The organism is Leisingera sp. ABM4_103 (assembly GCF_056158685.1).
In genome coordinates this window covers 1,813,064-1,838,734 of record NZ_JBSWTU010000005.1, presented here as the reverse complement: position 1 = coordinate 1,838,734, position 25,671 = coordinate 1,813,064, and the positions used below count along the sequence as shown (strand labels likewise).

The following is a 25,671-nucleotide window of genomic DNA, read 5'->3' as shown; positions in this document are numbered from 1 at the left end:
GGGTGGTGGCCAGCAGGCAGGCCGGGCTGCGCCGCCGGATTCCGCCCTTGCCGCCGCCCCCGCCCTGCGGGCAATAATTGCGCCAAGTTCAAAGACCTTTCACCAACCCCGCGTGATCAGAAAAGGCCGCCCATGCCCGGACCCGAAACACACAGCAGCGTTAAAACCATGATGGCCGTCGTGACCACCGGAAACGGCGGCTATGACAAGCTTGAATACAAAGCCGTACCGATCCCGGAGCCCGCAGAGGGGGAGCTTTTGCTGCGGGTCCTCGCAGCTGGGGTGAACAACACCGAAATCAACACCCGGCTCGGGTGGTATTCCTCCAGCGTGACAACGGACACCGCCGCGGCCGCCGGCCATCAGGAGACCCATGCCGAGCAAAAGGCCGACGGCGGCTGGAACAAGGCAACCCCCTTCCCCCTGATCCAGGGCACCGACTGCTGCGGCGAGGTTGTCGCCGCCGGCCCAGGCGCCAGCCAGACCCTGACCGGCAAGCGGGTTCTGGTGCGGCCCTGCATGCGCCCCAAGGGCTACGATGTGATGGACAACGTCTGGATGGCCTCGGACTTCGACGGCGCCTTTGCCCAGTACGTCAAAGTCCCGGCCTCCGAAGTATTCGCCGTTGACTGCCCCTGGTCGGACGAGGAACTGGCAACGATCCCCTGCGCCTACGGCACGTCCGAGAACATGCTGCACCGCGCAAACGTCCGCGCAGGCGAATTGGTGCTTGTGACCGGCGCCTCCGGCGGTGTCGGCTCCGCCACCGTGCAGCTGGCCAAACGCCGCGGCGCCCGGGTGGCGGCGGTCACTAGCCAGAGCAAGATGGATCAGCTGCGTGGCCTGGGTGCGGATATCGTTCTGGACCGCGGCAGCGATCTGCTGGCGGAGCTGGGCGGGGAAAGCGTGGACGTGGTCGTCGACAACGTCGCGGGGACCGGCTTCCCGCAGATGCTCAAGCTGCTGAAACGCGGCGGCCGCCTGGTGTCCAGCGGCGCCATCGCCGGGCCGGTTGTCGACTTGGACATGCGGGACATGTACCTCAAGGACATCACCCTGATCGGCTGCACCGCCTGGGACGAGCCGGTATTTCCAAACCTGATCTCATATATCGAGCGCGGCGAGATCCGGCCGCTGCTCGCCAAGGTCTTCCCGCTCAAGGACATCGCCAGGGCCCAGCATGAGTTCCTGGAGAAAACCCATTTCGGCAACTTCGTTCTGGTGCCGCCGCAGGCCTGACGGCCGGCAGGCCTTCAAGACCAATGAAAAGGCCGCCCGGACGGCGGCCTCTCCTCACTTCGATTTCCAGCTGTCCAGCCAGCGGCGGAACCGGCCCTGCCGCTCGGAAATCGCATCGCCCGCGGCATAAAGACTGTCCTCGGCGCTTTCGATCATCGGGTCGATTCGCGCCCGCCGGAACCGGCGCCAGCGCACATAGATGGCCCACATGACCGCGGCCAGCAACACCAGGAAGATGATCGAGAACCAGTTGGTCGGCTTGTCCTCCGGCCCCGCCACCGGCTTGATCGACACCGCGTTCGGGAAGATCGACAGGAACTCGTTGCGCCAGCCATAATGCATGACTGCCACCCACTCCGGATTGGCCCTGGTCGAGATACTGTCATTGGCGTCCGTGTACAGATTGGCCGTGTCGAACTTGAAATAGGGCGGCCAGCTCCAGCCGGTGTCTTCGTTGCGATAGACGATGGCCCGGCCGCTGGGGCGCACCCCTTGGATAAACTGCACATCCCGGTTGATCAGCTGCACCGACTGGTCGTCAGGCTTGGACCAGAAGATCCGGGTCCAGTCGTTCAGCTCCTGCCGCTCCTCATAGGTGTTGACGATGCGCACCACATCGTACTGCGGCAGCGTGTAATGCAGGAAGGCGCCGAACAGCACCCAGAAGGTGATCAGGAAGGCCCATTTGATGAAACGCACGGGGCAGCTCCTCACATGAAGTTAATGACATAGACCAGAAGCGCGATGGCTCCCAGCGGAACGATATAGACCAGGAGGATCAGCTTGCGCCGGAACGAGCGGTCATACTGCCTCAGCCCCCGCTGGATGAAGGCCGCACGGTCGCCGGTCAACCCCTTGTCTTTCCAGCGTCGTTTCAGCTTCGCCCGCCGTACCTCGCGCGAATAGAGCGAAACCGCGCCATAGGCCACGGTCAGCACCACCATCAGGATCAAGAGCAGGCGGATAAAGCCGAACATCTCTAGCGCCCCCTCCCCCGGTTCACCGCACCCCAAGGGCCAACCCGCTCTACCAGCCCCTGGCGCCGGTTGCGCGGCAGCTTCGGCATCCGCCCCTCCATATCCGGCTCATGGCCGAACAGCGCCTCCCGCGCGCCGGCCTTGTCCACTGCATATTCCCGCGCCAGGAATTCCGCCGCATAGGCCTTTTTCGTCTCCGGCCAGCCGCGGTACTGGCGGTAAAACTCCTCCTTGTGGCAGATGAACAGCTGCCGGAAGTCATGCGGGCACAGCTCCGCCAGCAGCATGTTGACCAGATCCCGGTCGGCCGCGTCCGAGGCCCGCAGGGAATAGAAATAGGCCGGATGGTCCGAGCGGATCCGCGGCCACTTGCCGCCCCCCTCGGCCCAGCGCACCAGCGCCGCCAGCCCCTCGAACTCCGCCGGCAGCTCATCCGCATGACGCGCCGCCATCCGCCGCAGGTCGGACCGCGACAGGCCCGACAGGTCATTGCCCTTCTCCGTCAGCACCGATACGGCAAGGAACCCCATCTTCTGCCGCAGGATCGCCGCCCCATCAACGCCGCGTGCCCGGATCACCGGCTCCGCCAGCCCGTTCAGCTCCAGGAACCGGGCAATCGCATTGCGCTCGCTTAAGCTAAACACATGGCGCAGCGGCACGCCTTCGGGCTTCGCCCCGCTGGCAATCACCGCCGGATGCTCGACGTCCTGAAACAGGTACAGCCCGCCGAAATGCGCAGTCCAGAAGTTCGACTGCTCAAAGACCTCATGCTCCAGATGCACCGGATTGCGGGTCACATCGCCGGTCTGCTCCGCCGTCGCAATCATCTCCCCGATCAGCGCATCATCAAACCAGGCATCCTCCCCGGTCTTGAACCGCCCCACCAGCTCCGCCAGGTGGTCCGCATGGCGCAGCGTGCCGCGGGTGGTATCCACCTCGATCCGCACCTGCCGGATATCGAACAGCTTCGCGGGCGAGGACACCTCAAACACCGAATTCACCAGCTCCCCCGCCACCGCATCCGTCGCCGTCAGCGCAAACAGCTGGCGTTCGTTCACCTCGATGAACCGGCGCAGAATGTCCCGGCTGGTGGAGAATTTCACGTGAAGCAGCGGGCAGCGCTTCTGCTCGGTCGACAGCAGAATGAACTGCCGGTTCACGCCCGCATGGTTCAGATAGTGATCATCCCCCAGCTCATCTCCGATTTCGGGCGAAAAGCCCGAGATATCGACGTGGAAATCCGTCAGAGCCGTGGTCTTGCCGGTCAGATGCTTCAGCGCGCGGTTATACCGCTCCACCAGCGCAGGCGAGGCCACATGGAAGAGATTGCCGAACATCAGGCCATGCTGGATGAGGCGTTTCATGTTGTCCTCCTTTCCGCATCATGGAAGCGATGCGCCCGGCCCGAGGGTGGGTGCGGAACGCGCCCGCCCTGGGGGGCGGGTCGGGCGCGTCGCGGCTTTGCCGCGGGAAATACTTTAGTTTGTGGCATTACATTCATCCCCGAGAAATATCGGAACTTTGCGTTCCTCAGGAGTGCCGACTAACTCCGGACCAAGCTTGAATGATTTCTTTAGCGCCTTCTTCTGCGAGAACCTTGGCAGAAGAAAGCGCTTCAGGCAGCTAGTAAAAGTACCTTCCAACCACTGACTCGCGGCCAAGTTCCACTCGTACCACTCGTTGATCAGCTCTTGTTTTTCTTCCTTTGAACTGAAATTAGCACCCACCCGGTTCATACCACCAACGAACATAACTTCTTCGCCCATTGGGTAGTACGAGTTACCCGTCATTTGATGAAGGTATAGGCCGCAATTTGCATTATCTGGAACATGCCGCAGGTTTTTTCGCGCAGCTGAAAGCGAATAATGATGGGTAGCTTCATGCCGCATATTGCGAGCAATTTCATACCCATTTCTCCCCCTAAGCTTTTCGAAATCATCTAAAGCCTCAGCGGCGAATGCAAGTATGCTCCTGTCTTTCAGAATTTTCTTTTTTCCTCCGAACTCCAAGAATTCCTTAACTTCGAACAGCCTTGAAGAAGCAGTCCGCAGCAAAACAAAGCGTTGTATCGAGATTGCGGTGTCGATTGCATCTTCACCTGTCATTTCGTGAGAGGCAAAAATGAACATCCTTCGGAGTGCGTTGGATTCGGTTGTTGCATAACTAAGAACACCAACAACTGCTTTTTCATCGTCCGATAGGCTGGATAGCTCCGCCCAAGAAATGGGGAGCTCGACAACAACTTCCTCGTTGCTCACCCCTTCCCCTCCAGATACCGCCGCTTGGCCTCTTCCTGCCGCCCGAAATCGCGCACCATGTTCTCAATCGCCACCTCATCCGACTTGTCGGCATAGCGGAACTCGCTATCGGCGTAGCGGTTGATCTCCTGGATCACCATGTCGACCGTAATCGGCACCCGCAGCTCGGCAATCATCGCGGATTTGGTCTCGTAATCCTTGAACAGGAACAGCTCCGGGTTCTCCATCCATTCATCCGGCAGCTCGAAATCCATCGCCCGGACTTTAACCGCATCGGTGATGTTCTTGATGGCACGGCCGGTGAACCGCTCATCCGCCTGCTGGATCGCCTTGAGATAGGTGCCGAGCTTGGCCAGATCATCCAGTTCGCCGATCTGGTCGTGCACCCGGCCAAAGACCTCTGCCAGCCCCGGCTCCTGCGGCCGGTTGTGCGCCTCGAATGACCGCGCGACGGCCTTCTTGATCTCCTGCGCACCGTACAGATCGTGCTCGCCTAGCGGGATCGCATGGTTCTTGCCCATCAGCAGCGTCAGGATGTCGATGTAATCCTCCCGCGTCTGCGGCCCGTCCACCAGGAACCGCGCCCCCGCCCGCTGGCGCAGCGCGTCGTCCACATTCTCCGGGTAGTTGGAGAACATGCCAAAGGTGCAATTGCCGCGCACCACGGTGTTGGCGCCGGCAAAGGCCTCCATGAACACCGCCGTCACCTCCTGCTGACCGGCGCTGGACTGCCGGTCGCCGCGTTTCCCTGCGATCTGGTCGATGTCGTCGATGGTGCCAAAGCCGATGACACCCGGGTCGATCACGTTCTGGATGAAGGATTTGGCGTTCTGCCCCGACTTGCCCTGGTAACTGTCGATATTGTCGATACCAAAGTTCTGATAGCGGAAGGCATAGCCCGCGTTCTGGCAATAGTCGTGGATCAGCCCGGCCATCATCTGGATCAGCGTCGTCTTGCCGGTCCCTGGCTTGCCGTCGCCCATGAAAGTGAAAATAAAGCCACCCATCTCGGCAAACGGGTTCAGGCGGCGGTCGAAATCATAGGCCATCAGCATCTTGGCCAGCCGCATCGCCTGGTACTTGGCGATATGGTTGCCCACCACCTCATGCGGCTTCTTGAACGCCATCGTCAGGGTGGTGGATTTCGCCTTGGCCGCGGGCTCAAAGCCATTGATGGTCAGGTCATCCGCCTCCACCCGCCAGGAAGCCGCGGTGAAGGCCTCCAGCCGCGGCACATTTTGCGCCCGCAAAGCGGCCTTCTCCATCAGCTGCTCCGCATAGGCCGCCGCAGCCGCAATCAGATGCGCATCGTCTGGCGCATGCAGCGCCAGCTTCTGGTCCAGCTCCCACAGCGCCCCGTGCAGCCCCAGCGGCGCGTTGTCGGTCAGCAGCTCCTCCGCCTCGCCCACCTCGGCCTGCGTCTCGGACCCGTGCGGCGCCAGCAGATAGGCGGTGGCATTGGCAAACACATGCACCGCAATCAGCGCCTCGGCGGCCAGCAATTCGGTGAACTCCCCCTTGCGCGCCGCGTCCAAAGAGCCTGCCAGATTGGCCCGCTTCAGATCCGCGAGGCCGGAGACATCCGCATAAGCCTCCGCCATCGCCAAGGAGACCGCCAGCGCCCGGCGCAAGGCGTGCTGCAAGGTCGCCTGCAACGGAGAGGTCAGCGGATCCTCCCCATCCGCCGCCTCGATCCGGGCAATCAAATGCACCCCTTCGGGCCGCGCGGTGGAGCGTGTCACCAGCCCCGGCGTGGTCGAGCGGAAGCGGCGGCTGCGGGCAATCCCCGGGGAGCGTTCCGGCGCCTGTGCGACGGCCTGCGGCTTGGCAATGCGCGGGGTGTGGTCAAACCCCTCCAGCATCGCCGCCGCAGCGGCGTAATGCTTGCGGATGTCCTCTTCCCGCAGCTCCATCTGGTTGCCTGAAATGCTCATCTCACCCTCTCAATCCGCACCTTGCGGGCAAAAAATCCACCCGCACTTCTTCTGGCTCAAAATATCCCCGCCGGAGGCTCCCGCGCTCTCGGAAGGTACGCCGCTCAATAGCGCAGAACCTGCCCCGCCTCGCTCACCACAAACTTCTGCACGTCCGCAAACCCCGGCGGATCCAGCTCTGCCAGCACCTGGAACGGGCGCTGCGGCAGGATGATAGCGCGCCGGGTCCGGGTCGCCCCGGTATCCGCCCCGCGCCCGCCAAAGGGGTCGAGCGCAAAGATCTCCCGCTGCACGGTGCCGAACCAGCCCGCGCGCTCCTCGCGCACCTCCTCGCTTTCCAGCTCCTCCAGCGTCCAGGCTAAGGCCCAGTCCTGGCCCTCGGGCGCTTCGGCCTCCTCCAGCACCCGGTGCAGCGGCCCGGACTGCTCGGTATAGGCGGAGGAATACATCGGCCCGACGTGGTAGCGGCGCAAATGCTTGGGGTGGAGGTCGTCGAAATCCTCGTCGAACCCCTTGGCAATGGTCACCAGCTTCAGCCCGGCCAAGGCCTGCGCCATCAGATGCGCCTGAACCTCGGGCCAGCGGCGTTCGTCCTTCGGCAGCGCCACCTTGCCGCTGTCCTCCAGCTCCATCAGGTAGATCACCGGCAGGTTCACCTGGCTGTCGTAGGCCGCCCAATGCAGCAGAAACCGCCGCCGCCGCTCACCGATGTTTTCCAGCCATTCGCATTCCGGGTCGTTCTGGGTCCAGAACAGCTGCCCCTTCAGCAGCTCCTGATAATACAGCCGCTGCGACAGGGCGAATTGCAGTTTCGAGGGCACCGTACGGTCGGAGATGATGGTGCGCACCATATCGTCCTTCAGCTGCGTCTCGCTGGCCATATTTGCCAGATGCCGCTCCGCCTGCTGGGCGTCATTCGCCATGGTCATCAGCTCCGCCGCCACCGGAAAGCCGCTGTCGCGCTTGTCCATCGCCAGGCTGCCGAAAAACCGCCCGGTATCGCGCCCCGCCATCAGGTATTTCATCGACAGCGCACGGAAGGTGAAGTTCAGCCGCATCAGATAGGCGGTCAGCACCTTCACGTCGGATTTCGACAGCCGCCCCTCCGCCTGCATCGCCGCCGCAACCCGGGTCAAATGCCGGATGATGGTCTCGAACTTCCGGAAATACCGGCGCGAGGCGAAAGTATCGCTGAGGCCTGCGTGGTCGCGGGAAGGATCGGTCATGCCCCTCCCCTTTCCGGACGTGCCGCTTGCGGCGCGGACAGCGCCCGGCCGCCCGCGTCAAACCGAAGGTTTGCCTCCGGCAAAACGGCGAGCGCCACGTCCCCACCCGCGGCCGGGAGCCGTCCTTTGTTTTGCAAAGCCAGCCACTGGTGTGTGACAAAGGAACCTGCGAATTCTAGAATTCGGTCTGTCATTTTCTGGGCCTGTAGTCAGGTATTCCGATGAGATCACGAACAGGTTTGGGCCAGCCTGCAGCAGCCTTGGAAAGCCCGGTTTCAACCGTTCTATAGATCCAGCCGACAGCCAAAATGACCTGTACGAACAGATAGCCGAAACCAACCGTCCACACGGCCAGTGGCAAGTACCAAAGGTATTCAACCAAGCCTTCCCCTCGGAGCGCAGGCTGCTCTCTAGCCCAAAATACAAGGTACCCAATCAGCGCCAGAGCGGCTGCCACAACCAAGAACCTAGTGATGGGGTTACGAAACATCACCCACCATACAGGTTCTTGTCGTGCTTCTCGACAATCGCGGCGAACCGGCGGGCAAAGCGTTCATCCGCCTTGGCCTTCTTCTCCAGCACGTCGCGGGCGAACACCATGTTGCCCTCATGCGCTTCCAGCATGTCGGCCATCTTCTGGTTGGTCGCGGTGCCGATCGCCGCCATTGCGGTCTGGGCTTCCTTGTCGGTCTGCACGCCGATCTCGTTGATCCGGTGCGCCACATCCTGCTGCTGCGCCGTCTTCAGCGATTTGGTCAGCGCATCATACAGCACCACCCGCTGCTGGGTGTCCGTCTGCAGCTTGTTGATCAGCACCATCTGCGTCGCCGCCTGGTTCTGCAGGCTGTCGACCCAGGTCTTGCCCTTCTCGATATAGCGCTCCAGCGTCTGGGACTTGGCAAGCTTCACCTGCTCCTCCTGCACCAGCGCATTGTACTTGGTGTTCAGCTCCGCCAGCTCAGTTTCCAGCTTGGTGCGCGCGGCGGCGTCCTGCTCGACCGAGATCTTGTTCTCCAGCTCGATGATCTGCGGGTCCAGCGCCACAATCTCAGCCCGCACACTCTCCAGCTCCTGCACGGTGAATTCACGGTCGTCCAGCGTGGCGGTCAGGTTCACCTGCACCTTCTCGCGCTGCTCTTCCAGCGTGGCCAGCTGGCCCTCCAGCAGCTTCACGATCACGTCGGACTTGGCGATCAGGTCCTGCAGCTTGTCGTCGATATTGGCGGTGCGCATCCGCTCCTGGCGCATCGAGTCCGATTTGCCCTTGGAGAAGAAGCCGACAAAGCTCTCCCAGCCGGTCTTGGAGCGCATCTCGTCAAAATCCTTGGAGAAAGCCGCCGTCACATCGTCCAGCCCCATGATCAGCTCGGCGATATTGGCATTCATCACCTCGGTGTGCGCGTGGACATCCTCCAGGGTGGCGTTTTCGATGTCGATGCTGGCATCCTCGCCCGCCTCGATCTTGCTGCGCGCGGTCTCGATGCGCGAGGTCAGCGCCTCAATCCTGGCCTGAGAGTCCCGGACCTTCTCCTGGCTCTCCTCCACCATCCTGTCAAATTGGGAAACACTCATAGTATCCGTTCCTCCCGCTCAAATAACTGATCTGGATATGGGGATGTAAAATGAATTTACATCCCCTCGGACGGCGCAATTCCGCCCGTTTACAGGTCACTGTTGCAGAGAGGCCGCACAAAGAAAACCCCCGGGGGAACCCGGGGGCTGTTTCGCGCAAAAGGGGCGGCGTCACATGGTCTGCCGCTTGCCCAGCACCAAGAATGTCATCATTCCGAACGGCGGGATATTCTCCTGCTGCTCCACGCACAGCCCGTCCTCCTGCAGCACCGTTTCCAGCGCGAAATCGGAGTGCCAGCCAATCACGTTGGCAAGGGGCGCCGAGAGCTTCTCCAGCGAGGCACGGACCCCCTTGCCGCTCTTGAAGTGGTTGGTGATCACCACCTTGCCGCCGGGTTTCAGAACCCGCGCGATCTCGCGCATCACCTGCTCAGGATCGGGCACGACGGACAGCACATGCATGGCCGCAACGGTGTCAAAAGAATTGTCCGGGAAATCCAGCTGCCGCGCATCCATCTGCCGCAGCGCCTCGACTTGGGTCAGCCCCATCTCCCGCACCTTGGCTTGCGCCTTCTTCAGCATGTCATGGCTGAAATCAATGCCGGTCACCTGCAGGTGCGGCGCATAATGCTGAAGCGACAGCCCGGTGCCGACGCCAACCTCCAGCACTTTGCCCTGGCGGGAATTGATAAAGCGGGTTGCGCGGCGGCGGCCCGAGCGCGTCACCGCTCCGAAGGTCCTGTCATATACCGGCGCCCAGCGCGCGTAAGATTCCTCTACTGCCTTGATATCCAATTCGTCCCTCCCCTTGGACGTCTTGGGCTAGCCCTTCGGCTTGGAAACCAGCCCCCAAATAACCATAGCAACGTAGCCAACGCATAGCACAACCAGCACCGTCCATGCATAGGTCAACAGTGCCGCAGCCATGAAGGCAAAGCCCACCAGCAGGTATTTAACATACTCGCGGGAGATTTTCATCGCCTTGGGCGACCAGGTCTGGATGTGGCTGATCATCAGCAGGCCGACCACCACCATATGCAGACAGATCAGCAGCTCCGGCAGCACCATCGCCCCGTCAAAGGCAAAGGAGACAAACATCGGCAGCATCGCCAGAAACGCCCCGGCAGGCGACGGGATGCCTTCGAAGTAACCGCTGCGCCCCTTCGGCTCCTCCTCCGACTTGCTGCCGACATTGAACCGCGCCAGCCGCACCACGCAGCAGACTGAGAACACCAGCACCGAAATCCAGCCCACGCCGCGCACATCCTGCAAGGCCCAGAGATAGATCACCATCGGCGTCGCCACGCCGAAGTTCAGGAAATCGGCCAGCGAATCCAGTTCCGCGCCCATCTTGCTCTCGCTGTGCAAGGCCCGCGCCAGCCGCCCGTCAAGACCGTCCAGCACCGCAGCCAGCAGGATCAGCATCACCGCCAGCGTGTAATTGCCGTAAACCGCAGCGCGGATCGCCGACAGGCCCGCACAGATGGCGCCGATGGTCATCATGTTCGGCATCAGCTGGATCAGCGCGAATTCGGATTTCTTCTTTTCCGGGGCGTCATACATGGCGGTGGCACTTTCTTCCTCGCGGGGCGCTGGAGAGGCCGCGGCGCAGAGGCAAACCTTGGGGTAAACTTGGGGGCTATTGTAACCGTTGCGCCCGTATGCCCCAAGAGCCGCCGCGGCGCAATATTTGCGGCCCCGGCAGCCGCCCCAGTGCAAAGGGGATGCCAAGAGGGTGCACAGGGGGTGTACGCAAGGTGTACAGGCGGTGCCGCCTGAAATGAGAGGGCACCGTGCATCGCACGGTGCCACGCCCAACTGCGCAGGCCGCCCTCCGGGAGGCCATGAGCAGGCGGGAGCGCCCCGCCTGCTCCGCGGCTCATCCGACCACGTTGAACTCCGGGCCGTAGGGGTACTTGGTGATGTTCTCGTTGCCATCCTCGTGGATCACCAGGATGTCGTGCTCGCGGTAGCCGCCCGCGCCGGGATTGCCCTCGGCAATGGTCAGCATCGGCTCCATTGAGATCACCATGCCCGGCTCCAGCACTGTGTCGATATCTTCGCGCAGCTCCAGCCCGGCCTCGCGGCCATAGTAGTGCGACAGCACGCCGAACGAATGCCCATAGCCGAAGGTGCGGTACTGCAGCAGATCGCGCTCCTCAAAGAAGGCATTGATCTTATGTGTGATTTCCGCACAGCTCGCCCCCGGCTGCAGGAGCGAGATGCCGTATTCATGGGCCGCCACATTGGCCTCCCAGACCTTCAGGCTCTCGGTATCCACTTCCTTCACGAACATGGTCCGCTCCAGCGCGGTGTAATAGCCGGAGATCATCGGGAAAGTGTTCAGCGACAGGATATCGCCGCGCTGCAGGGTGCGCCCCGTCACGGGGTTATGGGCGCCATCCGTGTTGATGCCGGACTGGAACCACACCCAAGTATCGCGGTATTCGGCGTCGGGGAAACGCTTGGCAATCTCCAGCTCCATCGCATCGCGCCCGGCCATCGCCACGTCGATCTCGCGCACGCCTTCCTTGACCGCATCGCGGATCGCAAAGCCGCCCACGTCGGCCACCGCGGCGCCGGCCCGGATCATTTCGATCTCGGCCGCCGACTTGCCCATCCGCTGGCGCATGGTCGGCTCATAAAGATCAACCAGCTTGGACGGCGCCAGGAACGCCTCCAGCTTGCCCTTCTGCAGCAGGGTCAGGTGGTCGCTTTCATAGCCGACAACCGCGCCCTCGCCGCTTACAGACTTGATTGCACGCCAGAAATTGTCGCGCTGCCAGTCGGTATAGGTGATGTTGTCGCAGAACGAGCGGCGCCAGGGCTGGCCTGCGTCGATGCCGGCCGAGATGGTCACGGCCTCGGTCGCGGTCACCACCAGCCCGTAGGGGCGGCCAAAGGCGCAATAGGTGAAGCCCGAGTAGTAGGAGATGTTGTGCATTGAGGTGAAGACGGCGGCGCTCACCCCGGTCTCCGCCATGATCTTGCGCAGGCCCGCAATCCGCACCTCATACTCGGAGACAGCAAATTGCAGCGGCGCCTTCTCACCATTGTGAAAACGGTACATTTCAGGACGTGCAGTCATATCAGACCCTTCCTTCTTACAAGAAAGGTCCCGGCGTTCAGGACAGTTTTGGAATGTGGGGGCACCATGTATCCCATGCGGCGACGCCATCGCCTGGCCCTTGCGCGGAAGATGCTGCGGAAACCGGATTCTGGCAAGAAGTTTTTGCGGCCAGTGAATCTGTAGGGTGGGCAATTCCGCCCACCGCTCCGCGATCAGTTCACAATCAGCGCCACCATGTCACTTTCGGGATCCGCCAGCGGGTCGATCACGTTGAAATGATGTTTGCCAAAAGCGATCACATGATCCGCCTCCCAGGCCTCCACCAGCCAGATCGCCTGGTCCAGAAACGCCGGGCGCTCCTCGCCGCCGACCCAGACCGTGACCTCAGCCGGGTAGCGGTCCGTCATGTCCACCGGGCTTTCGGCAATGGCCGCAGCCAAGTCCATCCTGAACTTCTGGTTCATCGACGTCCGCAGAAGCGGCCGCAGATCCGCCAGCGGCGAGATCGGGATCACCGTCTTGATCCGCTCCCCCACCTCTTCCGGCAGCAGCGCCTTGTCCAGCATCCGCGCCACCAGATGACCGCCCGCCGAATGGCCCGCCAGCGCAATCGGGCCCTCGACCTCTGCCGCGATCCGGGTCACCGCCGCGGTGATCTGCCGGGTGATATCGGCGATCCGCACGTCCGGGCAAAGGTCGTAGGACGGCATCGCCACCGCCCAGCCATGCGCTATCGCCCCGCGCGCCAGATGCGACCAGGAGCTTTTGTCGAACGCCAGCCAGTAGCCGCCGTGCACAAAGACAAACACGCCCTTCGGCGCGCCTTCCGGAAGGAACAGGTCAAACCGGTGCCGGCTGCCTTCGCCATAGGGGATGTCCAGGCGGGCGCGCTCATGCAGGCTGTTGCGGAAATCCTCGGCCGAGGCCGCCCAGCGCGGCGGGTATGCCTCTGCGTTCTCAATATAGGCCCCGTTGGCATAGGCATCATCCAATTCCATGCCTGATCTCCCCTTGAAATTATTCTTTGCGGCTACCTGACAGTCTCGCACAGGACATGTCAAATTGCCCGGCTGAAAATCCCGCCTCCCGCAATCCCTGCCGAAAAATTTGATCAAATTCTGGACTCATCAATCCTTCTGGACATATCAAGGCACAGCTGATTTGCATTTCAGCGACAGAACACCCGGGAGGCACGCAATGCTTGACGCAACCACTGACCTGAAATCCCTGCTCAAAGACCCCAGCCTGCTGGAGACCCGCGCCTATATCGGCGGCAAGTTTGCCGACGGCGACGGCACCTTTGACGTGACCAACCCCGCCCGCGGCGACGTGATCGCCCAAGTGGCCGATGTCAGCCGTGCCCAGGTGGCCGGAGCCATTGCCCAGGCTGAAGCCGCGCAAAAAGACTGGGCCAAGTGGACCGGCAAGGAGCGCGCCAACGTGCTGCGCAAGTGGTTCGACCTGATGATGGAGAACCAGGAGGATCTGGCGGTGATCCTGACCGCCGAAATGGGCAAGCCGCTCAGCGAGTCGCGCGGCGAGATCGCCTATGGCGCCTCCTTCATCGAGTTCTTTGCCGAAGAGGCCAAGCGGGTCTACGGCGAGACCATCCCCGGCCACCAGCGCGACAAGCGCATCACCGTGATCAAGCAGCCCATTGGCGTCGCCGCCTCGATCACGCCGTGGAACTTCCCCAACGCTATGATCACCCGCAAGGCCGGCCCGGCGCTGGCGGCGGGCTGCTCCTTCGTTGCGCGCCCCGCGGCTGAGACGCCGCTGTCGGCGATCGTGCTGGCGGTTCTGGCAGAACGCGCCGGGATCCCTGCGGGCGTGTTCAACGTGGTTACGTCATCGCGTTCTTCGGATGTGGGCAAGGAGTTCTGCGAAAACCCCGCGGTACGCAAGCTGACCTTTACCGGCTCCACCGAAGTGGGCCGCATCCTGCTGAAGCAGGCCTCCGAGCAGGTGATGAAATGCTCGATGGAACTGGGCGGCAACGCGCCCTTCATCGTGTTCGACGACGCCGATCTGGATGCCGCCGTCGAAGGTGCCATCATGTGCAAATTCCGCAACAACGGCCAGACCTGCGTCTGCGCCAACCGGATCTATGTGCAGGCCGGCGTCTACGATGCCTTTGCGGAGAAGCTGAAAGCCGCGGTCGAGAAGATGAACGTGGGTGATGGCCTCAAGGAAGACACCCACTTCGGCCCGCTGATCAACAAGGACGCCCTCGACAAGGTGCAGGAGCATATTTCCGACGCCACCTCCAAGGGCGGCGAAGTGATCCTGGGCGGCAACCCGTCGGAGCTGGGCGGCAGCTTCTTCCAGCCGACCATCGTCAAGGGCGCGACCCAGGACATGGCCTTTGCCACCGACGAGACCTTTGGCCCCCTCGCCCCGCTGTTCAAGTTCGAGGACGAGGACGAAGTGATCGCAATGGCCAATGACACCATCTTTGGCCTGGCGTCCTATTTCTACGCCAAGGATCTGAGCCGCGTGTACAAGGTGGCCGAGGCGCTGGAATACGGGATCGTCGGGGTGAACACCGGCATTATCTCCACTGAGGTCGCCCCGTTCGGCGGCGTCAAGCAGTCCGGCCTGGGCCGCGAAGGCAGCCACCACGGTATCGAAGATTACCTGGAGATGAAGTACATCTGCATGTCGGTCTGATCAGACCTCTATACCATCGCCCGGACCAGCCGGGCGATGGCCTGCCCCCAAGCTTGTTCCATCTCTGTGTCGAACTCGCTGCCCAGAACCTGCCGAAGGGCCTTGAGCAGGGACTCCACTGTCTTCTCAACTTCATAGCTTCCCAGACCATAGGCGGAGTGGGATACTTTCAACCCTTCGCACAGTTCGCAGAGATCACGCTCGTCAGTAAGCCCGCCTACCGCCGCGGCAAGCATAATCGAAAACATCTCTTTCTGCTTCGGCGCCTCGCCGGTGAAGTAGGGTTTTACGTGGGGAAGCTCTGCAAGCAAGTGCCTGTAGAAATGTTCGGCTAGAACAGCTTTTTGCGAGTAGATACGGCCAAAGCTTCCGGTGACGATTTCTATATGCCGCGGCTCCACCCACCTACCCTGAACTTGAAAGTTTCAAGATTAAATCACCAAAAAATTACATCTCAATGATTGAATTTGATATGGCCGTTTGCGGCATCTTACAGTCCAAAAACGACATGCGCACCTTGAGGCCCGGGGCAACCTGCGCCCCGACGCGGAACCGGCCCCCTAGCCAAGCCCTTCAAAGAGCGCAAAAAAGCCCCCCGCAATGCGGGGGGCTGGAACACTCGATAATCCGCGGGATCAGTTGACCGTTTTGGCCTCGATCTCGGGACGGCTCGAGCGGGAGGAGGAGATTTCGATCCGGCGCGGTTTCAGCGCCTCCGGCACCTCGCGGTGCAGATCGATATGCAGCATGCCGTTTTCCAGGCTGGCGCCGGTCACGCGGACATGGTCGGCCAGGGTGAAGCGGCGTTCAAAGGCGCGGGTCGCGATGCCGCGGTGCAGGAAGGTGCGCTCTTCGCTGTCTTCGGCCTTCTTGGCGGCGACAACCAGGGCATTTTCCTTCACTTCGACGCTCAGGTCTTCTTCGGCAAAACCGGCGACGGCAATCGAGATGCGATAGCTGTCGGCGTCGGTCTTTTCGATGTTGTAGGGCGGGTAGCTGGACTGGGCGGCATCGGCGCTCAGGGCGCGGTCCATCAGGTTGGCGATCTGGTCAAAGCCGATGGTTGCACGGTGCAGCGGTGTGAAATCAAAAGTACGCATTTTCCATCCTCATTCATGAGCGATTTCTGGGTGCCTTCCCCGCGGGGACAGGCTGGAATTTTCCGGGCCCCAATCAGCGGCTGCCCGGATGATCCAGAGATAGGAAGGGGAAAATACGGCTTCAAGGGGGCTGTCAGCCGCCCGGGCGCACAAATTTCGCACCGCCTGCGGAGCTGCCGCCGCCGACCCGGATCCGCTTGATCCGCCGGTCCGGCGCCGCCGCCGGATTGCGGCGCAGCTGGGCCTTCAGCTCCGCCACCCGCTGCGGCAGTTTCATGCCAAAGGCCACCTGCTTGCCCCGGTAGTTGCCACCGCCGGAGACCAGCGCCAAAATGCGCCCGCGCCCGCCCACCTGCGAGAACACCGGCGCCCCGGAAGAGCCGAAGGTGACGTTGCAGTCGATCATCAGCACGTCCTGATGCTCTCCCATCAGGTTGCACTGGCGCTGCCGCGACAGCGCCTCTGCACGGCCCTGGCCATAAGACGTGACCGAGATATCACTGCCGTACTCACGGCCCGAATGCAGGGCAAAAGCATCCGCCTGACCGCTGAGGACCGGCTCTGCCAGCCGGATCAGCGCCACGTCGTGACGGATGTTTTCCAGGCTCAGCGGGGTACGCGGGTCAAAGCCCGGATGCGCGGCGATCTGCAGCGCCCGGCGCTCGGCAATTGCCACCCCGTCGCGCAGGCCGGCGCGGAAGGTGATCTGCTCCGCCGGACGCAGGCCCTTGTCCCGGCCATAGACGCAATGCGCCGCGGTCAGCACCAGATCCGGTGCGATCAATGTGCCGGTGCAGAACCCCTGGCCGTTCAGCTCCAGCCGCCCCACGGCCTCCCAGCCCAGCAGGTCATCGCGATCAGTCAGGCGCCGCAGGCCAGTCCCCTGCGCCGTTGCGCTGCCAGCGTACGCCAGCATGGCAACAGCTGCTATCAAAGCCCGCCAGATCATTGCCTGATGAACTTGGCGCCGGAAGAGCTGCGCCCCTCGCCAACCCGCACACGCCCGACTCCGGGCGGCAAACGGCCGCCTGTCGCCACCCCGGTCAGCTGCGCCTCCAACAGCGTCAGCTCTTCGGCCAGGGCAGAACCGAGCGAGACTTGCTCGCCGCTCACCTCGGCCTTGGCGGAAATGACCGAGACGATCCGCGGGGTGCCGCCTTCAAAGGAAAACACCGGCGCCCCGGAGGAGCCGAAATCCACGTCGCAGGACATCACCAGCACCCCTTGCTGGCGCGCCATCACCGCGCAGACTTCCTGCAAGGACGGCGCCTCGGAGCGGTCATGGGCATAAGAGACCACACCGATTTTCGCGCCCTTGCGCGGGCGCTCTTCGGTTTCAAACGGCGTTACCGTGGTGTTGCGGATCGGACGCTGCAATTGCAGCAGGGCAATGTCGTTGCGCACCCGGTCCGTCGACAGCTCACCGTCATACACATAGGAGGGATGCTGCACCGCCCGGCGCACGCTGCGGTAGGCCGAGGCGCGCCCGTTGCGCCAGCCGGCCAGGAATTCGATGGTGGCGGGATCAATCGGCGCCTTGGTGCGGCTGTCATAGAGGCAGTGAGCAGCGGTCAGCACCAGGTCGGGGGCGATCAAGGCACCGGTGCAGAACCCCTCGCCATTCACGTCGAGGCGGCCAACGGCCTCCCACTTGCGGCCTGCATCCAGCGTATCCATCCGCTGCAACCGGCTGTCCTGCGCCATTGCCGCGGCCGGCAGCAACAAAGCTGCAACCGCAAGAATCCACTGCCTCACCTGCGTCTCCTCTTATCCACCGGCTGGGAGATTACCTGTCTGTTCAGGCAAAATTACGGCAAGCCTGCGGTGAATGCAGCCCAATTCTTTTGACGGCAGCCTCAGCGCAGGATCGGCACCTCCGGCGCGCGTTTGCCCGGCGCAGTCATAGCAGGCGGCTGCGGGCCGCCGGTGGCCCAGTCCAAGAGCTCCACCGTGTGCACGATGGGCACCTCCGTGCCGGAGCCGATCTGCATCATGCAGCCGATATTGCCGGCGGCAATCAGATCGGGTGACTTCGCCTCCAGCGTCTTCACTTTGCGCGCCTTCAGCTCGGCGGAGATTTCCGGCTGCATCAGGTTGTAGGTGCCGGCCGATCCGCAGCACAGGTGGCTGTCGGCGGGCTCCACCACGGTGAAGCCCGCGCGTTTCAGCAATGTCTTGGGGTGGGTCTTGATCTGCTGGCCGTGCTGCAGCGAGCAAGCGGCGTGATAGGCCACGGTCAGCCCTTTGTCTGCGCCCTCGGGCAGCTCCAGCTGCATCAGCAGTTCCGAGATATCCATCGCGATGGCGGAAACCCGCGCCGCATCCGCCGCCAGCGGTTCGTTGCGGAACATATGGCCGTAGTCCTTGACCGTGGTGCCGCAGCCGGAGGTGTTGATGACAATGGCGTCCAGCCCTTGTTCGTCCATCTCCGCCGCCCAGGCGCGGATATTCCTGGCCGCAGTGGCGTGGCTCTCGTCCTCGCGCCCCATGTGGTGGGTCAGCGCGCCGCAGCAGCCCGCGCCCTTGGCTACCACCACCTCGCAGCCCAGCCGGGTCAGCAGGCGGATGGTGGCGTCGTTGATATCGGTGTTCAGCGCCTTCTGCGCGCAGCCGGTCATCAGCGCCACGCGCTTCTTGCGCGGAACCTCGGGCGCAAAGCTCTGCGGATCGTCATTGCGGCTGACCGGCGGAATGGTTTTCGGCGCCATATCCAGCATCGCGCGCAGCCGGGGATCCGGCAGCAGCCCCTTGAAGGGTTTCGCCAGCTTGGCCCCCAGCAGCGCCAGCCGGAACCGGCCCGGATACGGCAGGATCCGTGCCAGAAGCCAGCGCAAGGCGCGGTCGCTCCACGGGCGGTCGTAGTGCTTTTCGATGTAGGCGCGTGCATGATCCACCAGGTGCATGTAGTGCACGCCCGAGGGGCAGGTGGTCATGCAGGCCAGGCAGCTGAGGCAGCGGTCGATATGCTTGACGGTCTTTGCGTCCGGCACCCGCTCGTTCTCCAGCATGTCCTTGATCAGATAGATCCGGCCGCGCGGGCTGTCCAGCTCGTCGCCCAGCACCTGATAGGTGGGGCAGGTGGCGGTGCAGAAACCGCAATGCACGCAGGTCCGCAGGATTTCATTAGCGCGCTTGGTGCCGGGGTCCTGCAGTTGTTCTTCAGTGAAAGTGGTCTGCATGTCTTACCCCATCAGGCCCGGGTTGAGGATGCCGCGCGGATCAAACTGGCGCCGCAGCCCTTCGGAAATGGCCGCCAGCGGTGCGGGCTGCGGCTGGAACACGCCCAGCCGGGCGCGGGTGTCCTGCGAGGCACGAACGAGCGTGGCATGGCCCGGCACGCTGATCCGGTTTCGCAGCTCTGTCCCCGCGGGGACAAGCGCCCAGATCAGCCCGCCGCCCCAGTCGAACTGCAGCGCCTCCGCCTCCAGCCGCGGGGCCAGATCGACGGCATCTGACGGTTTCACCGATATCCGCCAGACGTCTCCGTCCCGCCCGTGAAAGGCAGACACATCGCGGATCCTCTGCCACAGGCCTTGGGCATCCTCTTGCACTTCGGTTGAACCGCAGGCCGACAGCAGCTCCGCCAGCCTGCCGCTGCGGTAGGCGGCGGAGTCCTGGAACCCCTCCACCCGGATATGCGCCTGTTTGCTCTGCGCATCATAGGCCGCGCCAGTAACATCATAGGGGGAGCCCAAAGCCGCCGACATCGCCCGCACCGCAACGGGCAGATCCACGCCGGCCACGGTCACCGTGGCACTGGCCTCGGCCCGCGGCAGCACCTTGAGAGACACCTCAGTCAGCACTCCCAGGGTGCCATGGGCACCGCACATCAGCTTCACCAGGTCATATCCGGTCACGTTCTTCATCACCCGGCCGCCATTCTTGACCGCCTGGCCGCTGCCATCCACGAACCGCACCCCCAGCAGGTGATCGCGCGCCGCCCCCGTCTGGATGCGCCGGGGGCCGGAAAGACCCGCCGCAATCACCCCGCCTATGGTGGGCTCGCCATCCGTTCCCAGCAGCCCGCGGTGGTCCATCGGCTCAAACGCCAGCTGCTGGTTCTCCGTGGCCAATAGCGCCTCCACTTCGGCAACCGGCGTGCCCGCCTTGACCACCAGCGTCAGGGCGCCGGGCTCGTAGAGTTCCACTCCCGACAAACCGCGGATGCTCAGGACCTCACCCTCAACTGCAAGCCCGCGGGTGCCGCCGCCCTGGATACACAATGGCCCGCTTGCGCCTGCAATGGCTTCGGCCAGTTCCGCCTCGCTCCCTGGTGTCATCATTTTCATCTTTCCGGAAATACTCTGGGGGTTTGGGGGCAAAGCCCCCATTACTCGGCAGCCAGCGCCACGGCCCGGCGGCCTTCGGTCACCGAGAGCGGAAACACCTTGGCCGGATTGAGCAGCCATTTGGGGTCAAACACGTCCTTGACCTTCAGCTGCGCCTCCAGGTCCGCCTCAGTGTACTGATGCAGCATCAGATCGCGCTTCTCGATCCCCACGCCATGCTCGCCGGTCAGGCAGCCGCCTGCCTCGACACACAGCTTCAGGATCTCGGCGCCGAAGGCCTCGCAGGTCTCCAGGTCGCCCGGTTTGTTGGCGTCGAACAGGATTAGCGGGTGCATGTTGCCGTCGCCCGCGTGAAAGACGTTGGCCACGTCCAGACCGAATTCCTTGCTCATCTCGCCGATCCGGCGCAGCACGAAGGGCAGCGAGGACACCGGGATGGTGCCGTCCAGGCACATGTAATCGTTGATCTGCCCCATGGCGCCAAAGGCCGATTTGCGGCCCAGCCAGATGCGGGCCGCCTCATCCGCGTCGCTGGCCTCGCGCAGTTCCACCGGGTTGTGGGAACGGGCAATCTCCACGATCAGTCCAAGCTGGTGGTCGATTTCCGCCGGGCTGCCCTCAACCTCGATGATCAGAAGGGCCTCGCACATCGGGTAGCCCGCCTTGGCAAAGGCCTCGCAGGCCTCGATGCAGGGGCGGTCCATGAATTCGATGGCCACCGGCAGCACGCCTGCCTTGATGATGTCCGACACACAGGCGCCGGCCACCTCGTTGCTGTCATAGCCGATCAGAACCGGCCGGGCGCCCTCCGGCTTGCGCAGGATGCGCAGGGTGGCTTCGGTCACCACACCCAGCTGGCCCTCGCTGCCGCAGATCACGCCCAGCAGGTCCAGCCCGCCCGGATCCAGATGGGCACCGCCGATCTCCACCACGGTGCCATCCATCATCACCATGGTCACGCCAAGCAGGTTGTTGGTGGTGACGCCGTATTTCAGGCAATGCGCCCCGCCGGAGTTCATCGCAATATTGCCGGCAATCGCACAGGCCAGCTGCGAGGACGGGTCGGGCGCGTAAAAGAACTCTTCCTCCTCCACCGCGCCGGAGACGCTGAGGTTGGTGCGCCCGGTCTGCACCCGGATGATTCGGTTTTCGTAATCGGTCTCCAGCACCTCGTTCATCCGGGCCACGCCCAGGATCACGCAATCTGCGGTCGGCAGCGCCCCGCCCGCCAGCGACGTGCCCGCCCCGCGCGGCACCACCGGGACGCCTTCCTCGTGGCAGATGCGCAGAATGTCTGAGACCTCCTGCGTGGTGCGCGGCAGCACTGCCATCAAGGGCGGGCACTTGTAGGCGGTCAGCGCATCGCACTCATAGGCGCGGGTCTCCATCTCATCCTGGATAACCGCATCGGACGGCAGCACGGCCAGGAGCCGCTCGGCAAGCCGCGCCTTGCGGGCCAGAATGGCGGGGTTCGGGGATGGCATCTCCATGGGGCTCTCCTCTTTGGTAAAATAATATTACCAATTTATCGCATCTGGCAAGGGGCGGATTGCCGCGCTAGGGTCGGGCCATGATCTGGACCACCCGCCTTGCGCAGTTTTCCCTGTTCGACCTTGCCGCCCTGACCCTGCTGATCGCCAGCTGGCTGTGGATCGGCTGGCGCATCGAGAACCCGCCAATAGGGCGGCCGTCGGTGTCCTGGCTGATGGCCGATTTCCGGCGCGACTGGATGAAGCGGATGGTGGAGCGCGATCCGCGGATCTTTGACGCCCAGCTGGCGGGGAACCTGCGCCAGGCGACGGCGTTCTTTGCCTCCGCCGCGATGATCGCCATTGGCGGCGGGCTGGCGCTGATCGGCAATACAGAGCAGCTGGCAGGCGTTGCCGAGGACCTCATCCAGGACAGCGCCCCGGCCTTTGTCTGGGAGGTCAAGATCCTGGTGGTGCTGCTGTTTCTGTCGAACGCGTTTCTGAAATTCGTCTGGTCCCACCGGCTGTTCGGCTATTGCGCGGTGGTGATGGCGGCTGTGCCTAATGACCGGGAGGACCCGCTGGCCTATCCGCGCGCCGCGCAGGCCGCCGAGATCAGCATCACAGCCGCGCGCAGCTTTAATCGCGGCATGCGGGCAACCTATTTCGCCCTCGCCGCAGTGGCCTGGCTGGCGGGTGCGCTGCCGCTGGCCGGTGCAGCGGTGATCACCTTCGCCGTCCTCTACCGGCGCGAGTTCGTCTCGCACTCGCGCACTATCCTGATGCGCATCCCGCCGGAAAGCGACGGGGACACGGTTTCGTGACTGCACGCCTCTGCCAGCAAAGATATGGTCCTGGCATGAGACACCTGCTTCTGCCGCTTATTCTTTCTGCCGCCGGCCCGCCTGCTTTTGCGGATGAACCGGTGATTGAGAACGCCGCCGCCCGCCACTCCGGCGGCGGCTGGACCTTCAGCGTCACCCTCTCCCACCCCGACACCGGATGGGAGCATTACGCCGACGGCTGGCGGGTGCTGGACATGGAAGGCAATGAGCTGGGCTTGCGCGTGCTGGCGCATCCGCATGAGCAGGAACAGCCCTTTACCCGGTCCTTAAGCGGCGTGCAGGTGCCGGACGGCACAAATCAGGTGCGGATTCAGGCCCGCTGCCTGACGGATGGCTGGGGCGAAGAAACATACGTCCTCACCCTGCCCTGACTTTCATCTTTCCAAAAATACTCGCGCCGCAGGCATGCGCCGCAAGGCGCATTCACACCCGGTGATACGGGCTGCCCGCCAGAATGGTTGCAGCGCGGTAGATCTGCTCGGCCAGCATCACCCGCACCAGCATGTGCGGCCAGACCATCTTGCCGAAGGAGATCGAGAAATCGGCCTCAGCCCGCAGGCTGGGATCAATCCCGTCCGCGCCGCCGATGATCAGCGCAAGATCCTGGCGGCCGCTGTCGCGCCAGCCGGCCAGCTTGTCCGCGAAATCCGGGGAGGATATCACCTTGCCGCGCTCGTCCAGGGTGCAGATCACCGCGCCCTTGGGCAGCGCTTTGCGCAAGAGTGCGGCCTCAGCCGCCATGCCTGCGTTCTTCTTGTCCTCAATCTCCACCACCCGCGCAGGCCCCAGGCCCAGCGCGCGGCCGGTCCGGTCGAACCGGGTGAGGTAGTCGTCGATGAGGGATTTTTCCGGGCCAGCCCGCAAACGGCCGGCCGCACAGATATGCAGACGCATGACAGTCCTGAAAATACCCGGCCTGAAAATACCGGGCCTGAAGCAATCCGGCCCGCACCCAGGCGCGGGCCTGCATCAAATCAGCCGTTGGCTCAGCTCTCGGCGGCGGAGTCTGCCGCGGTGGCTGCGGGCATCCACATCTTCTCGAGCTGGTAGAACTCGCGCACTTCCGGGCGGAAGATATGGACAATCACATCACCGGTGTCGATCAGAACCCAGTCGCCTGTATCCTTGCCTTCGACCTTGCAGCTGATCCGGAACTCCTGTTTGAGCCGGTCCATCAGTTTTTCCGACATTGCCGCGACCTGGCGGGTGGAGCGGCCGGAGGCCATCACCATGTAATCGCCAATCGACGTTTTGCCGCGCAGGTCGATCTGCACAACATCTTCGGCCTTGTCATCGCTGAGTGAGGAGAGAATCCGCTCCAGCAGCTGTTCGCTGGTGGGCTGGGACTGGGCGGCCATCACGGCTGCCCCATTAACAGCGGCATCCGCCGCTTGAGGTACGGGTGACAGGACATGGTCCTCCTTACAACGCGCCGTCAAGCCCCGGCGCCGGGCCTGTTAATAATGTAGCAACCAGTGGGTAAACTTTCAATGAAAGCCCCTCTCCACGATGCAAGCCATGTGCTTTATCCGTCATCTTCGCCGGGTGCAACCCTGACCGGCAGCGGGTCGTTCAGCATCCGCACCTCGCGCTGCGGGAAGGGGATGGAGATGCCCTGAGCCTGAAACGCATCCCACAGCGCCAGAAAGACGTTGCCGCGGATATTGGTCAGCCCGCCGGTGGGGTCGTCGATCCAGAACCGCAGCACGTAATCAACGCTGCTGTCGCCGAAACCGGTGATGTGGCAGACCGGTTTCTTGCTGCCGTACTGCAGGACACGGCTGACGCCGGAGGCCGCCTCAATCGCGATCTTGCGGACCTTGTGGGGATCATCCTCATAGGCGGTGCCGAAGTTCAGATCCAGGCGGACGAACTTGTCCGAATGCGACCAGTTCACAACCTGGGTGGTGATCAGGTCCTCGTTCGGGATCAGGTATTCGCGCCCGTCGCGGGTGACGACGGAGACATAGCGCGCGCCCAGCGCGTTGATCCAGCCGAAGGTGTTACCCAAAGAGATCACGTCGCCCGGCTTGATCGACTTGTCGAGCAGGATGATCAGACCGGACACAAGGTTCGACACCACCTTCTGCAAGCCAAAGCCGAGGCCCACGCCGATGGCGCCCGACAGCACCGCAAGGCCGGTCAGGTCGATACCGATGGCCCTCAGCCCGATAAAGAAGGCACCGCCGAACAGCAGGATCTGCGCCAGCTTGGCTGCCAGCACCTGCATTGACGGGGAAATCTCGGAGTTGGCACGGATCCGGTTTGCGGCAACCTGCGAAATCACCCGTGCCAGCGTGAGCATCACCCCGAGGATGACAGCCGCCTGAACCACCAGAAACAGCGAGATTCTGAGGTCGCCGAAATCAATCGCGATGCTGTCCAGCAGCGCTGTGGCCTCCTGTGTGATCCCCAGGATACGCAGGGTGATCCAGGTCCAGGCGCCGTATTTCACCAGGTTTCGCAGCAGCGGGTTGCCGACCAGGCGGGTGGCGAAGGAGACGATCAGCCAGGCCAGCGACAGGTTGGCAATCACCGCCAGCAGGCGCGAGCGGCTGGGCCAGGTGGTCTCTTGCATGATCAGGACAACCGTCCAGATCAGCACCACGAACAGAACCCCGCGGATCCGCTTGTGCACCACCAGCCCCAAACGCATCCGCCAGCGCGGCCAGCCCTCGCGCCCGCGCAGCCAATTGTGAAATGCCTGGGCCACCGGCCGGGCAATCAGGGTCGCCAGCACGAAGAGCGCTGCCGCGATCCCCACCTGATAGGCGTTCCAGGGCCTCAGCAGCAGCTCAATGCCGCCGGCGGCGAATTCCCACAGCTGCTGGCCGAGCTCAATCGCTTCCGCGGCGCTTTCGGCCAGTGCGTCCTTGGGTTGGGTCTGCTCCTCCGGCTCCATCACGCCCCCTTTTTTAGGCAGTCTGCCGTCCGGACGGGATTTGATCAAGAACAGACGCTGGACGGATAGCCGGCGCAGTGACCGGGTTATCTCCCAGCTTCGGGCCTGGAAGCCGCGCAG

The 25,671-nt window shown here is 63.1% G+C and carries 26 protein-coding genes; 4 read left to right on the top strand and 22 right to left on the bottom strand.

The window, feature by feature from the left end; translation table 11 throughout:
• Positions 1–132: 132 nt before the first annotated feature.
• Positions 133–1,239 carry an alcohol dehydrogenase family protein gene (locus ACXAED_RS10570; RefSeq protein ID WP_475049450.1) on the top strand — a complete coding sequence of 369 codons (1,107 nt, stop codon included), beginning with the start codon at positions 133–135 and terminating at the stop codon, positions 1,237–1,239.
• Between the two features lie 54 nt (positions 1,240–1,293).
• Here ACXAED_RS10570 and ACXAED_RS10565 read toward each other — a convergent pair whose 3' ends face one another.
• From ACXAED_RS10565 to ACXAED_RS10510, 12 genes are all read right to left on the bottom strand, one after another.
• Entirely contained in the window at positions 1,294–1,938 is a 645-nt protein-coding gene (locus ACXAED_RS10565) for a DUF1523 family protein (RefSeq protein ID WP_475049447.1), read from the bottom strand.
• A gap of 11 nt (positions 1,939–1,949) precedes the next feature.
• Positions 1,950–2,216, bottom strand: coding sequence for a hypothetical protein (locus ACXAED_RS10560; protein ID WP_027235450.1), 267 nt, complete (start codon positions 2,214–2,216; stop codon positions 1,950–1,952).
• A 2-nt stretch (positions 2,217–2,218) separates the two neighbouring features.
• Positions 2,219–3,580 (bottom strand): DUF6638 family protein, encoded by a 1,362-nt coding sequence (locus ACXAED_RS10555; protein WP_475049444.1) that lies wholly within the window; start codon positions 3,578–3,580, stop codon positions 2,219–2,221.
• A 114-nt stretch (positions 3,581–3,694) separates the two neighbouring features.
• Positions 3,695–4,474, bottom strand: coding sequence for a hypothetical protein (locus ACXAED_RS10550; protein ID WP_475049443.1), 780 nt, complete (start codon positions 4,472–4,474; stop codon positions 3,695–3,697).
• Positions 4,471–6,408, bottom strand: coding sequence for an AAA family ATPase (locus ACXAED_RS10545; RefSeq protein ID WP_475049442.1), 1,938 nt, complete (start codon positions 6,406–6,408; stop codon positions 4,471–4,473). Before ACXAED_RS10545 ends, ACXAED_RS10550 begins: the two co-directional genes overlap by 4 nt.
• Positions 6,409–6,512: 104 nt before the next feature.
• Entirely contained in the window at positions 6,513–7,634 is a 1,122-nt protein-coding gene (locus tag ACXAED_RS10540) for a hypothetical protein (protein WP_475049440.1), read from the bottom strand.
• A 190-nt stretch (positions 7,635–7,824) separates the two neighbouring features.
• Positions 7,825–8,016 carry a hypothetical protein gene (locus ACXAED_RS10535; protein WP_475049438.1) on the bottom strand — a complete coding sequence of 64 codons (192 nt, stop codon included), beginning with the start codon at positions 8,014–8,016 and terminating at the stop codon, positions 7,825–7,827.
• Positions 8,017–8,123: 107 nt separating this feature from the next.
• Entirely contained in the window at positions 8,124–9,206 is a 1,083-nt protein-coding gene (locus ACXAED_RS10530; RefSeq protein WP_475049435.1) for a hypothetical protein, read from the bottom strand.
• Between the two features lie 171 nt (positions 9,207–9,377).
• Positions 9,378–10,001, bottom strand: a complete 624-nt coding sequence (locus ACXAED_RS10525; protein WP_475049433.1) for a methyltransferase domain-containing protein — start codon at positions 9,999–10,001, stop codon at positions 9,378–9,380.
• A 27-nt stretch (positions 10,002–10,028) separates the two neighbouring features.
• A complete protein-coding gene (gene pssA, locus ACXAED_RS10520; protein WP_475049431.1) occupies positions 10,029–10,769 on the bottom strand; it encodes a CDP-diacylglycerol--serine O-phosphatidyltransferase in 741 nt (246 codons plus the stop codon).
• Between the two features lie 316 nt (positions 10,770–11,085).
• Complete coding sequence (locus ACXAED_RS10515; RefSeq protein WP_475049429.1) at positions 11,086–12,294, bottom strand: aminopeptidase P family protein; 1,209 nt, start codon at positions 12,292–12,294, stop codon at positions 11,086–11,088.
• A gap of 194 nt (positions 12,295–12,488) precedes the next feature.
• Complete coding sequence (locus ACXAED_RS10510) at positions 12,489–13,274, bottom strand: alpha/beta hydrolase (RefSeq protein ID WP_475049427.1); 786 nt, start codon at positions 13,272–13,274, stop codon at positions 12,489–12,491.
• Positions 13,275–13,473: 199 nt separating this feature from the next.
• On the opposite strand from ACXAED_RS10510, the gene ACXAED_RS10505 reads away from it, so the two are divergent.
• Positions 13,474–14,946: an NAD-dependent succinate-semialdehyde dehydrogenase gene (locus tag ACXAED_RS10505; RefSeq protein WP_475049425.1), complete on the top strand. Its 1,473-nt coding sequence runs from the start codon at positions 13,474–13,476 to the stop codon at positions 14,944–14,946.
• Positions 14,947–14,954: 8 nt separating this feature from the next.
• Here the strand turns inward: ACXAED_RS10505 and ACXAED_RS10500 are convergent, their stop codons facing one another.
• The 7 genes from ACXAED_RS10500 to ACXAED_RS10470 form a co-directional block, all read right to left on the bottom strand.
• Positions 14,955–15,347: a globin domain-containing protein gene (locus ACXAED_RS10500; protein ID WP_475049423.1), complete on the bottom strand. Its 393-nt coding sequence runs from the start codon at positions 15,345–15,347 to the stop codon at positions 14,955–14,957.
• A 234-nt stretch (positions 15,348–15,581) separates the two neighbouring features.
• Positions 15,582–16,046, bottom strand: a complete 465-nt coding sequence (locus ACXAED_RS10495) for an Hsp20 family protein (protein ID WP_475049422.1) — start codon at positions 16,044–16,046, stop codon at positions 15,582–15,584.
• A gap of 133 nt (positions 16,047–16,179) precedes the next feature.
• Positions 16,180–16,995 carry a trypsin-like serine peptidase gene (locus ACXAED_RS10490; protein WP_475049420.1) on the bottom strand — a complete coding sequence of 272 codons (816 nt, stop codon included), beginning with the start codon at positions 16,993–16,995 and terminating at the stop codon, positions 16,180–16,182.
• Positions 16,992–17,750: a trypsin-like serine peptidase gene (locus ACXAED_RS10485; protein ID WP_475053089.1), complete on the bottom strand. Its 759-nt coding sequence runs from the start codon at positions 17,748–17,750 to the stop codon at positions 16,992–16,994. Before ACXAED_RS10485 ends, ACXAED_RS10490 begins: the two co-directional genes overlap by 4 nt.
• Positions 17,751–17,902: 152 nt before the next feature.
• Positions 17,903–19,225: a glycolate oxidase subunit GlcF gene (glcF, locus tag ACXAED_RS10480; RefSeq protein ID WP_475049419.1), complete on the bottom strand. Its 1,323-nt coding sequence runs from the start codon at positions 19,223–19,225 to the stop codon at positions 17,903–17,905.
• 3 nt (positions 19,226–19,228) lie between these two features.
• A complete protein-coding gene (locus ACXAED_RS10475) occupies positions 19,229–20,326 on the bottom strand; it encodes an FAD-binding protein (protein WP_475053087.1) in 1,098 nt (365 codons plus the stop codon).
• Positions 20,327–20,376: 50 nt separating this feature from the next.
• Positions 20,377–21,825, bottom strand: coding sequence for an FAD-linked oxidase C-terminal domain-containing protein (locus ACXAED_RS10470; RefSeq protein ID WP_475049416.1), 1,449 nt, complete (start codon positions 21,823–21,825; stop codon positions 20,377–20,379).
• An 80-nt stretch (positions 21,826–21,905) separates the two neighbouring features.
• On the opposite strand from ACXAED_RS10470, the gene ACXAED_RS10465 reads away from it, so the two are divergent.
• Positions 21,906–22,628 (top strand): DUF599 domain-containing protein, encoded by a 723-nt coding sequence (locus tag ACXAED_RS10465; protein WP_475049414.1) that lies wholly within the window; start codon positions 21,906–21,908, stop codon positions 22,626–22,628.
• 35 nt (positions 22,629–22,663) lie between these two features.
• The gene (locus ACXAED_RS10460) at positions 22,664–23,020 is read left to right on the top strand and encodes a hypothetical protein (protein ID WP_475049412.1); all 357 of its coding nucleotides are present in this window, start codon (positions 22,664–22,666) and stop codon (positions 23,018–23,020) included.
• A 52-nt stretch (positions 23,021–23,072) separates the two neighbouring features.
• Here the strand turns inward: ACXAED_RS10460 and rlmH are convergent, their stop codons facing one another.
• The 3 genes from rlmH to ACXAED_RS10445 all read right to left on the bottom strand — a co-directional run bounded on the left by rlmH (position 23,073) and on the right by ACXAED_RS10445 (position 25,551).
• Positions 23,073–23,543, bottom strand: a complete 471-nt coding sequence (gene rlmH, locus ACXAED_RS10455) for a 23S rRNA (pseudouridine(1915)-N(3))-methyltransferase RlmH (RefSeq protein WP_421055848.1) — start codon at positions 23,541–23,543, stop codon at positions 23,073–23,075.
• Positions 23,544–23,635: 92 nt separating this feature from the next.
• Positions 23,636–24,007 (bottom strand): ribosome silencing factor, encoded by a 372-nt coding sequence (rsfS, locus tag ACXAED_RS10450; RefSeq protein ID WP_475049409.1) that lies wholly within the window; start codon positions 24,005–24,007, stop codon positions 23,636–23,638.
• A gap of 167 nt (positions 24,008–24,174) precedes the next feature.
• Positions 24,175–25,551, bottom strand: coding sequence for a mechanosensitive ion channel family protein (locus ACXAED_RS10445; protein WP_475049407.1), 1,377 nt, complete (start codon positions 25,549–25,551; stop codon positions 24,175–24,177).
• Between the last annotated feature and the right edge of the window lie 120 nt (positions 25,552–25,671).